The sequence below is a fragment of the Actinomadura sp. 7K507 genome (assembly GCF_004348425.1).
Lineage (GTDB): Bacteria > Actinomycetota > Actinomycetes > Streptosporangiales > Streptosporangiaceae > Spirillospora.
In genome coordinates, this window is record NZ_SMKK01000295.1 from 1 (window position 1) to 10,271 (window position 10,271).

General features: G+C 71.7%; 10 protein-coding genes and 1 pseudogene. 8 read left to right on the forward strand and 3 right to left on the reverse strand.

Features of this window, described 5'->3' with window-relative positions:
• Together E1285_RS39810 and E1285_RS39815 are read right to left on the reverse strand one after the other, a co-directional pair.
• A partial coding sequence (locus E1285_RS39810; RefSeq protein ID WP_132159779.1) for a hypothetical protein occupies positions 1-476 on the reverse strand: 476 nt, incomplete at its 3' end.
• Positions 477-566: 90 nt separating this feature from the next.
• A complete protein-coding gene (locus tag E1285_RS39815; protein WP_132159780.1) occupies positions 567-944 on the reverse strand; it encodes a hypothetical protein in 378 nt (125 codons plus the stop codon).
• A 212-nt stretch (positions 945-1,156) separates the two neighbouring features.
• On the opposite strand from E1285_RS39815, the gene E1285_RS39820 reads away from it, so the two are divergent.
• The 3 genes and pseudogenes from E1285_RS39820 to mptB form a co-directional block, all read left to right on the forward strand.
• Positions 1,157-1,501, forward strand: coding sequence for an STAS domain-containing protein (locus tag E1285_RS39820; protein WP_243723376.1), 345 nt, complete (start codon positions 1,157-1,159; stop codon positions 1,499-1,501).
• 74 nt (positions 1,502-1,575) lie between these two features.
• Complete coding sequence (locus tag E1285_RS39825) at positions 1,576-2,307, forward strand: glycosyltransferase family 2 protein (protein ID WP_132159782.1); 732 nt, start codon at positions 1,576-1,578, stop codon at positions 2,305-2,307.
• Positions 2,308-2,477: 170 nt separating this feature from the next.
• Positions 2,478-3,182, forward strand: a pseudogene (gene mptB / locus E1285_RS47915) (polyprenol phosphomannose-dependent alpha 1,6 mannosyltransferase MptB); the annotation flags it as partial.
• Positions 3,183-3,726: 544 nt separating this feature from the next.
• Here mptB and E1285_RS47920 read toward each other — a convergent pair.
• Positions 3,727-6,024: a hypothetical protein gene (locus tag E1285_RS47920; RefSeq protein WP_132159783.1), complete on the reverse strand. Its 2,298-nt coding sequence runs from the start codon at positions 6,022-6,024 to the stop codon at positions 3,727-3,729.
• A gap of 54 nt (positions 6,025-6,078) precedes the next feature.
• On the opposite strand from E1285_RS47920, the gene E1285_RS39835 reads away from it, so the two are divergent.
• From E1285_RS39835 to E1285_RS39855, 5 genes are all read left to right on the forward strand, one after another.
• A complete protein-coding gene (locus tag E1285_RS39835; protein WP_243723377.1) occupies positions 6,079-7,440 on the forward strand; it encodes a glycosyltransferase 87 family protein in 1,362 nt (453 codons plus the stop codon).
• Positions 7,440-7,898: a DUF4446 family protein gene (locus E1285_RS39840; RefSeq protein WP_132159788.1), complete on the forward strand. Its 459-nt coding sequence runs from the start codon at positions 7,440-7,442 to the stop codon at positions 7,896-7,898. Before E1285_RS39835 ends, E1285_RS39840 begins: the two co-directional genes overlap by 1 nt.
• A gap of 106 nt (positions 7,899-8,004) precedes the next feature.
• A complete protein-coding gene (gene pheA / locus E1285_RS39845; RefSeq protein WP_132159784.1) occupies positions 8,005-8,943 on the forward strand; it encodes a prephenate dehydratase in 939 nt (312 codons plus the stop codon).
• Positions 8,944-9,139: 196 nt separating this feature from the next.
• Positions 9,140-9,565: a UTRA domain-containing protein gene (locus tag E1285_RS39850; protein ID WP_207947163.1), complete on the forward strand. Its 426-nt coding sequence runs from the start codon at positions 9,140-9,142 to the stop codon at positions 9,563-9,565.
• Positions 9,566-9,606: 41 nt separating this feature from the next.
• Positions 9,607-10,271, forward strand: a 665-nt coding sequence (locus tag E1285_RS39855; protein ID WP_207947164.1) for a GntR family transcriptional regulator, incomplete at its 3' end; no start/stop codon positions are given.

A 10,271-nucleotide genomic window follows, 5' to 3' on the forward strand; every position in this document is an offset into this window, starting at 1 on the left:
GGGTAGGGCTGACCGTACGGCTGTCCCCTTGGCGCGAGGGTCTTGGCGGCCATCGCGACGCGTAGACCGGCGATGAGCGCCGCGACCGCCGGGGCCAGCAGGTCCTCGGCGTCGAAGGTGTACTTCCAGACCTCGATGAAGAAGTTGTCGCTGGGAAAGCCGCTGAAGGCCGCGGCGTAGAAGATCACGCCGAGCCGGTTCCCCACGTAGAGGGCGACGCACGCGGAGATCGTGGCGAGGATCGGTGCGAGGGGGCCGCGCGGGCGGGTGAGCATGACCCCGATCGCCGTGAAGAAGCCCATGGCCGCGCAGGCGAGCACGTAGTAGGCGGTCGAGTGCCGGAAGTCCGGGAGCAGGTCGGACTGGTAGAGGCGGAAGAACATCATGATCGCGCCGACCGCCGTGGCGATCGCGCCGCCGAGGAGGATGAGCGCGACCACGCCGAAGGCCGGCGTGGCGGGGCGCGTCTGAGTCATCGGGCCATTAAAGCGATGTTCGCCCCTTGCCGCGACGGTCGGCCGCAAGGGCGCCATGGCCGCCGGCGGACGTGACGCAGCGGCGGGTGCTCAGACGTTGAAGGCGTCGTCGATCGCGCGGAAGGTGGGGCACGGCCAGCGGGACATGCAGGCGCGGCAGCGGTGGATGGGGCTGCCGGGGTCGCTGGTGATGCCGCCGGACTCCTGGGGCCGGTGCAGGTCGAGGAGCCGGACGCCGAGTTCGGCGAACATGATGACCTCCTCGCGTGCGCCAGCGAGGAAGGCGAGGTCCTCGCGGGACAGGCGCGCCTTCACCGGGACGAAGCCGTTCTTGTTCATCAGACGGGACAAGTACTGGGTGGACGTCCGCCACGAACTGGACTTCGCCGAGCGCGCGCGGACGGTCTCCAGGCGTTCCCGTAGCCGGGTCTCTCTCGGATCGGCGCTCCGCCCATGCCGTTGTTGCACCTGCTCAGCCTCTCCTACTCGGGGTGCCCGCGAGACGGGAACCGGAGAGAACACCCGGACCGGTGTGCGGACGTCGCCAACGGCGAGATCATGACATCACGGTGCGTAGTTCTCAAAGCGTGCGGGGCTGCCCGCGTGGCGACACGCCCATGCCGTCAGGGACTTGGCGAACTGTCTGGCCCGCGAGCCTTTCCCGAGATAGTGTGCCGGACGTGGAGCTAAACGTCTCGACCACGTCTCAGGGGGGTCACGCCGTCGTCACGGCGACGGGTGAGCTCGACCTGTACACCGCGCCCAGGCTGCAGGCGGCCCTCGCGGGCCTCCTGCGCGACCAGGTCAACCGAATCGTGGTCGACCTGAGCGGTGTCGAGTTCTGCGACTCGACCGGCATGAACGTACTGCTGGCGGCCATGAAGCGGCTCAAGGAGCAGGGCGGGTCGCTGGAACTCGCCGCCCCGCGCCCGGCCGTGAAGCGCATCCTGCAGGTCACGGGGCTCGACACCGTCTTCACCGTGACCGACGCGGTTCCGGCCGCGGACGCGGGGCCGCGAGCGTAACGGAATCGGAAACGGAAAGGGGCGTCTCGGCGGCTTGCCCCGCCCCGCGTCCCTCCCCGGCTACGATCGCGGATATGCAGGACGTAGCGGTGATCATCCCGGCCAAGGACGAAGCCGACCGCATCGCGGCCACCGTCAAGGCCGCCCAGGAACTCCCCGGCGCCGACCTGGTCGTGGTCGTCGACGACGGATCGTCCGACGACACCGGGCGGGTGGCCCGGGACGCCGGGGCGCGGGTCGTCCGGCACAGCCGCAACCGGGGCAAGGGCGCCGCGATGGAAGCCGGCGCCGAGGCCGTCCGGCTGCTGGACGAGGGCCGCGACCAGCCCCGCCACCTGCTGTTCCTGGACGCCGACCTCGCCGAGACCGCCCGGGAGGCTGCGCCGCTCACCGAGCCGGTGCGGGCCGGTGAGGCCGACATGACGATCGCGGTGTTCACCACGACGGTGAAGCTCGGCGGGCACGGGTTCGTGGTGCGGCTGTCCCGCGACGGCATCCGCCGCGCCACCGGCTGGGAGGCCACCGCCCCGCTCAACGGGCAGCGCTGCATGACCCGGGCCGCGTTCGACGCCGCGCTGCCGCTCGCCGCCGGGTTCGGCGTGGAGACCGCGCTCACCATCGACCTGCTGCGCAAGGGCTTCCGGCTCCGGGAGGTGGAGGTCCCGCTCGCGCACCGCGCCACCGGCACCGACTGGCACGCCCAGCTGCACCGGGCCCGGCAGTTCCGGGACGTCGCCCGAGCCCTGGCCGTACGCGAGCCGGCCGTCGCCCGTCGCGTGGACCGCCTGCGCGCCAGCCGCCGGTGATCCGTCTCGGGGCGGGCCGTCTCGGGACGGGCGGCCTGTGGGGGATCGGGATCAGCCTCGCGTGCTTCCTCGTCACCGCGTTCCTGGGCCCGTCCGTCTTCCAGCCCGCACTGGAGGGCGGGGCCGCCGAGCCGCCCTACGCGCTGAACGCCGGCCCGTCGCCGTACGTGGTGATCGGGCTCGTCGTCGTGGGCGTGCTGGCGGGGGCGGCCGGGCTCGGGATGTGTTTCGCCGCCGTCCGGAAGGGCTGGCGCGTGCGGGCGCTGCCGCTGGTGGTGGCGGGGCTGCTGGCGGCCGTCGCGTTCATGACGATGCCGCCGGTCGGGTCCACGGATCATCTGAACTACGCCTCGTACGGGCGGATGGCGGCCACCGGCCACGACCCGTACGAGACCAGCGCGTCCGAACTGCCGTACGACCCGGTCGCCGGGGCGCCCGAGGAATGGCGCGAGACGCCGTCGGTGTACGGGCCGATCGCGACCGGGGGCCAGGCGCTCGCCGCCTGGATCGGCAGCGGATCGGTGCGGCTGACCGTGTTCGTCCTGTCGGTGATCAACACGCTCGCGTTCGCGGTGACGGCGCTCATCCTGTACCGAACGGCCGGGACCGCGGAACGGCGGCTCCGGACGGCGCTGCTGTGGACGTGCAATCCGCTGGTGCTGTTCCACCTGATCGCGGGCGCGCACAACGACGTCCTCGCGATCGCGCCGATGGTGGCGGCGCTCACCCTGTTCAGCGGCCGGACGCGCCCGGGGTGGTGGCGTGCCGGATGGGTGCGGGCGCTCGCCGCGGGCGCCCTCACCGGGGCCGCCGCCGCGGTCAAGCTCCCGGCGGCGCTCGTCGGCGGCGGGCCCGCCTGGGCGCTGCTCCGCGAGACGCGGACGAGACACCGGTGGGGGGCGGCCGGGCGGCTGGCGGCCCTGTTCGGCGGCGCCGGCGCCGTCACCGCGGTCTCCTACCTGCTCGCCGGGCCGAACGCGCTCGACCAGGTCCGGGAGGCGAGCGGCATGGTCTCGTTCGCGACCCCCTGGCATCTGGTGGACGACTGGCTCGGACGCGGCGCGCGGCGCGACATCATCAAGGTCGGGGCCGTGGTCCTCGGGCTCGTGCTGTTCGTGCTGCTCGCCCGCACGCTCCCGAAGGACGGGATCCCGCCGGACGGTGCCGTCGCCCCGGGGGAGACGTCCGCGCCGGACGCGGACAACCGCCGCATCGCGGCCGCGCTCGTCCTCGCCTGGCTCTTCGCCGCCCCTTACGCGCTGCCCTGGTACGACGGGTTCGGCTGGGCGCTGCTGGCCCTGCTCCCCTGGACGCGCGTCGACTGGATCCTGCTCGCCCACACCACGGCGCTCAGCCTCGCCTACCTTCCGGCCCGCGCCCCCGCCCGGATCCGCCTGCCGGACGAGCTGTCGTGGCTGTTCACCGTCGTTCGGCCGACGGTGATCCCGTGGACTCTGGTCGCGGTTCTGACGATTCTGGTGGTGCAGAGTCTTCGTTTCTCAGGTCGATCTCCAGCGACCGGACGCCCGCGGCGAGCATCAGCGGGGTCGCCAGGCTGAGCGAGACCGACAGGATCACCACGCCCGAGTCGTTCACCAGCATGCCGATCACGCCGACCGTCAGCGCGCTGATCAGGGCGGGGCGCATCGTCAAGCTGTGCTCGTAGGCGCGCTGTAGGACCGATACCCGCCACCGTGTAGGCCGCGCCAGGACGAAGAACAGGAACACGACCGCCGCGGCGACGGCCAGCGTGTACGGCCAGTACCCGAGGCTGTTCACCATGGCGTCGAACTTGCGGGTGACGATGCCCCAGGCCTCGCCGTCCATGAGGTCCTGCCAGAACCGGCCGAGGTGCGTCGGGTTGGCGCTCCGCGAGTTCAGGTAGGAGATGAACAGCACCAGCACCGCTCCGGCCAGGCCGAACAGCGCGAGCTTGAGCGCCGAGACGCGCCGTCCCATCACCATCAGGCCGAGCATCGCGAACGCCGGGACCATCGCGAGCACGCCGCCGAAGTCGCTGCCCCACGCCGGGAGCCCGTCCACCAGGACGGCGAACGTCCCGATGACCACGACGATCCCGAGGGCGAGCTTCTTGCGTCCGGCGCGCAGCGGGTACTCCGACAGCCACGCCGCGGTCAGGATGGAGGCGACGGCGAACAGGGAGAACGCCTGGTTGCCGAAGCCGTAGAAGCGGCCGGCGACGAGCGCCGTGTACCCCATCAGCGTGTTGAGCTGGAGGTTCGAGCCGCTCATGACGTCCAGTGCCAGGACGGCGGCGGTGATCCCGCTGATCACCAGGCCGGGTGCGAACGAGGACCGCCGCCACGGCCCGGCCAGCGCCAGGCCGGTCAGCAGCCCGGCGAAGCCGAGCACGGTGCAGATCAGGACCGGGGTCGCGTTGTCGGCCCGCCACCACGGCAGCAGGCCCGCGAGGAACGACGCGCCGGGCGCCGCTCCCCCCAGTAGCGCTATCACGCGGGTGCCGCCCAGTATCCGGGCCCGCGAGCGGCGGTCGCCGCCGAGCCGGCGCAGCGCGAGCACGGCGATCCCGTACAGGACGAGCTGCGTCGCGAACAGCACCCAGTAGAACGACGTCTGGACGGTCCGTATCGCCTGGGCCGCGACGTCGGAGTCCTCAAGCGACTCGACCCGTTCGGTGGTGGTGTCGTCCGACGGCTCCGACTGCCAGACCGACCCGACGGCCTGCTTCGGCTGCGGCAGCCCGAGGATCTTCATCGTCGTCGCCGTGACGTCGGTGAGCGTGACCAGGCCGTCCTGCCGGGTGGCGCCGGACCTCATGTAGCCGGGCCCGAACGTCCGGCCCTCGCCGGCCTCGCCCTTGGCGACGGCGACGCGCAGGTGCGGGTCGATGCCGGTGTCGGAGAGCCCGGCGAGCAGGACGGTCGTCCCTTCGGGCAGGCCGGTCAGGACCTGCCCGACACGGCGGTCGGCGGCGGCCGCGGCGTCGGCGCGGACGCTGTCCGACAGCGGGATCTGCTCGCCTTCCGGGTCGACTCCGGCGTCGATGTAGGCGCGGAACACGTCGTCGACTTCCACCGCGGCGAGCCGGCATCGCGCCCAGTCGGCGGCGGTCACCTTGTCGGGGGACTCGACGTAGCGGTCCACGCGCCCGCCGCCGTCGCCGACCCCGAACACCGCGCCCGGCCCGACCGCCGTCGTGCAGCCGCCCGCCGCCTTCACCGCGTCGCCGAGCAGGCCGGTCTGGGCGTGGTAGCTGGTGTCCGCGTTGTCGCTCTTGATCGCCGGCCAGCCGGGGGCGATGGCGCCGCCCGCGGGCGGCGGTCCGGTGGGGGATCTCTGCCCGGGCAGGATCGGGGCGGCGGGGAGCGCGCAGTCGCCGTGCGGCAGCCGGGACCGCTGCCCCGCCGACACCGTGAGCCAGCCGTCCGTCGGGCACGTGTTGACCCGTGTCGTGCGGACGCTGAGGCTCGCCGCGGAACCCTCCGCGGTCAGCCCCCACAGCGCGGGCGTGTTCTCCTCGCCGATGTCGCTCCACAGCAGCCCCGGGACCCCGACGATCACGACCCGGCCGTCGATGGCCGACGCGCGCGGCTGCTGCGGGTAAGCGCTCTCCGGGGACGCGCCCGCGGGGGACGCGGTGGTCTCGGCGTGGGCGAAGGAGAGCACGGAGGCCCCCATCAGCGCCGTGACGAGGGTCGCGAGGAACATGGCGATCTTTGCTCCCCGCTGAGTCATGGCGCTCAGGCTACAAGAGCCATAACACCGCGGAGGGGCCATATCCTGCGGGCTGTGGACGGTCCCAAGGCGCAGGTGGTCAGCGAAACCCAGGACGGGGCCGCACCCATGCCCGCTCCCCTTGAGCGGCAGGAGGGGCCGGAGCGGCGCCGGACGCGGGCCGATGTGCTGATCCTCATGGCCGGCATCGCCGTCGCCGTGGCCGCGGTGACGCCGGTCTTCGTCCATTGGCTCACGAACCCGCCGGACCAGAGGCTCGTCGACCTGGAGGTGTACCGGGACGGCGGGCGCGCCATCCTGCGCGGAGCGCCGCTGTACGAGGTCCTCACGCAGCCGCCGCAGCTCCTCCCGTTCACGTATCCCCCGTTCGCCGCCGTCCTGGCCGTCCCGTTCACCCTGCTCTCCTGGGGCGCCGCGCAGCTGATCTGGACGGGCCTCATCTACGCCGCGCTGGTCGTCACGGTCTGCTACGCCTTCCGCGACCTGATCCGCCGGTTCGGGCGCTGGGCCCCGCTCGCCGCGGGCGTCCTGGTCGCCGCGATGACGTGGCTCGAACCCGTCCGGGACCAGTTCCGATTCGGCCAGGTCGGGCTGTTCCTCCTCGCCATGTGCCTGGCCGACTGCTGCGCCCGCACCGCCCGCTGGCCGCGCGGGATGCTCGTCGGCCTGGCCGTCGCGATCAAGCTGGTGCCGGGTGTCTTCCTCATCTGGTTCCTGGTCACCGGACGGCGGGACGCGCTCGGCAACGCGGTGCTCACCGCGGCGGCCGCCACCCTCGGCGGGTTCGCGCTGCTGCCTTCGGACTCTGCCGACTACTGGTTCGGCGCGCTGCTGCAGGGCGGTGACCGGACGGGCGCGGTCGACGGCACCACCAACCAGGCGGTCCAGGGGATCGTCGCGCGGATCATGGAAGAGGGGCCCGTCCGCACGCTGGTGTGGCTCGGCCTCGCCGCGGTCGTCGCCTACTACGGCTACCTGTGGTCCCGCCGCGCGTCCCAGGCCGCCGACCTGCGGACGGGGGTCGACTCGGCGAGCCTGCTGATGGGCTCGGTCGCGATCGTCGGACTGCTGTCGGTCGCGCTGTCCCCGGTGGGATGGATACACCACCTCGTCTGGATGATCCCGGTCATCGCGGCTTTGGTCGGTGATGGCCGTGACACGCGAAGATGTCTTTTCGCGTTCGCGCTCTGGCTGCTGTTCCTGTTCCCGATCCCGTGGTGGGCGCGGGCCATGGCCGGCCCGGAAGACCCCCCGGTCTCGGTTTTCGTGGGGGAGTTCCTCCGCGACTCGTTCGGGATCGCCGCCCTCGTGTCGATCGTCCTCCTCGGCTCCTGGCTGGTGAAACGGCTCGATCCGCGAGTTGGTCGCGAGGATTCTTCGCAACGGGAGGTCAGGGTGGGTACGCTCGGCCCGTGATGCTTGTCGCGGTGGCCGTCGCCGGCCTGGTCGCGGGGGTTGCGGGCCTGTCCATCGCGGTGGTCGCCCACAACCGGGTGAACCAGGTCGTCGACGAGTGCTCGGAAATGTTCAGGCGCCAGCTCCAGGTCGCCAGCGGATCGGTCGACGAGCGCGCCCTGCGCGACCTCGCCATCGTCCACTACGACGCCCTCAAGGAGATGTCGGGACACCGGTCCTTCTCGCTCGCCCTGATCAACGCGGTCGGCGACGGGGTCGTGGTCAGCTCCATCAACGGGCGGACCGAGACGCGGACCTACGCCAAGGCCGTCCTGGGCGGGCAGCCCGTCGAGATGCTCTCCCCCGAGGAGAACCAGGTGCTGCGCGCGGCCCGGCTCGGCAAGGGCCCCGTCGTGGCGATGGACGACCCGCTGGCCGACTTCGGCAACGGCGACCGCACCCCCACCGCCAGCGCCTGACGGGAACCGCGAGGCGCCTCCCGGGTGCTCGTAGGCGGTCCTTTACCCGCCGGGCGGTAAACTCGGTTTCTTCCCGCTCACCAGTAACACCTACCCGGGGGACCCCGTGACCGCAGACAGCAGGCCAGCGCGCTACGCCTACCTGGGTCCGCGGGGCACCTTCACCGAGGCCGCGCTACTGACCCTCCCGGGCGCCGCCGACGCCGAGCACGTGCCGTACCCGACCGTCCCGGCCGTCCTCGAGGCCCTGCGCCGCGACGAGGCCGACACGGCCGTCGTGGCGCTGGAGAACTCCGTCGAGGGTTCCGTCCCGACCACGCTGGACGAGCTGGCCACCGGTGAGCCCCTCCAGATCGTCGGCGAGATCCACCTTCCGGTGTCGTTCGCCCTCCTCGTGCGTCCGGGTACCGCGATGGACGACATCAAGACCGTCGCGTCCCACCCGATCGCGCAGCCGCAGTGCCGCCGGTGGCTGCTGGGGAACGTCCCGGACGCCGAGTGGCGCGCCGCCACGTCCAACGCCGAGGCCGCCCAGCACGTCGCCGACGGCCACTACGACGCCGCGCTGGCCGGCTCGTTCGCCGCGTCCCGCTACGGCCTGTCCGTCCTCGCCGAGGACATCCACGACGTCGCCGACGCCGTCACCCGCTTCGTCGTCCTGCACCGCCCCTGCGCCCCGCCTGTCCCCACCGGCACGGACAAGACGACCGTCGTCGCGGTCATCGGCGAGGACCACCCGGGCGCCCTGCTGGAAATACTCACCGAGTTCTCCGTCCGGGGCATCAACCTCACGCTGATCCAGTCCCGGCCCACCGGCGCCGGCCTCGGCTCCTACCTGTTCTGGATGGACTTCGAGGGGCACGTCTCCGACGCACGCGTCGGCGAGGCCCTGATGGGCCTGCGCCGCGTCTGCGCGGACCTCCGCTTCGTCGGCTCCTATGGCCGCGCCGACCAGACCCGCCCCGAGATCCGCCGCGGCACCCACGACAACGACTTCACCGAAGCCGCTACCTGGCTAGAAACCATCCGCACCGGCCACGACTAAGGCCGCCCAAGGCGGCCGGGCGGATCACCAGGACCTGTCCGCATCCATAATGGTTCTCGCGAGAAGTATGTCTCAATGAGGGAGCCGCACCATGTGGATGGCGAGTTCGTTGCCTTACCTATCTCCTCAGAGGGAGGGACAGGCTGACGCTTGGTCGCAGGAGGCGGCCGCGGCGGGACGGTTCGGAACCCAACGGTTGCGTGAGGTCGGCGAGATGGCGCCGCCCCCGGAAGTGTCGGCGGCGCTGGGATTGGTGGACGGCACGTCAGCGGCGGTCCGGCGACGGACGATCATGCTGGACGGCAGACCAGTCGAGCTGGCCGATTCGTGGTATCCCACCGCAATAGCAGGGGGGACGGCCCTTGCTCGACACGGAAAAATCAAGGGTGGTGCGGTGACGCTCCTGGCTGATCTCGGTTTCACCGTCCATGAGGCCCGGGAAGAGATCGAAGTTCGCGCGGCCACGGTCGAGGAAGCCGCCGAACTGGCACTACCGGACGGGGCGCCGGTGATCGTGCTGCGGCGGACGTGCCTCACCGTCGAGGACGTTCCGTTCGAAGCATCCGTGATGGTGATGGCCCCGGAAGGCCGTCGTCTGCGCTACCGGCTGATCGCGAGCTGACGGTGGCACGCCGAGCAGATGAGCGTCCGCCGTACGAGCAGATGGCCGCGGACCTGAGAGCCCGGATCATGGCGGGCGACTTTGCGCCTGGGACGCAGCTGCCCTCCACTGCGTACCTGGTGGACGAGTTCGGGGTATCCAACACCACCGTCCAGAAGGCCCTGGCCGTGCTCAAAGGCGAGGGCTACCTGACAAGCCGACAGGGCAAGGGCGTGTTCGTTCGCGAACGCCAGCCGTTCCGGGTCGAGGCCGACACCTACTTCGAACCGACGCCGGGAGGGTATTCCTACGAACTCCTGGAGGTTGCCGAGGTGCCGTCGCCGACCGAAGTCGCCAGGGCGCTCGACCTGGAGGCCGGTGACCCGGCGCAGATGCGTCGCCGATTGCTCCGGCACGGCGGGCGGCCGGTCGAGGTCGATTGGTCGTACTACCCCTTGGAACTGGCCCGCGGCACCGATCTGGCCGGACAACGCAGGATTCGGGGAGGCGCCCCGCGGGTGCTGGAGGAGCTGGGGTCTCCACAGCGCCATCACGTTGACGCAGTGACCGCGCGGATGCCCACGACCGAGGAAGCCGAACTGCTGTCGCTGCCGAACGTCCCGGTCATCCGCCAGTTCCGCGTGGTTTACACCGACGGCGACCGCCCCGTCGAGGTGTCGATCCTGATCAAAGGCTCCCACCTGTACGAGCTCCAGTACCACCAGAC

What these genes read in the sequence shown, in the direction of transcription:
- E1285_RS39825 (WP_132159782.1), top strand. Translation starts at nt 1,576, where the DNA reads ATGCAGGACGTAGCGGTGATCATCCCGGCCAAGGACGAAGCCGACCGC.
- E1285_RS47920 (WP_132159783.1), bottom strand. Translation starts at nt 6,024, where the DNA reads ATGACTCAGCGGGGAGCAAAGATCGCCATGTTCCTCGCGACCCTCGTC.
- E1285_RS39840 (WP_132159788.1), top strand. Translation starts at nt 7,440, where the DNA reads ATGCTTGTCGCGGTGGCCGTCGCCGGCCTGGTCGCGGGGGTTGCGGGC.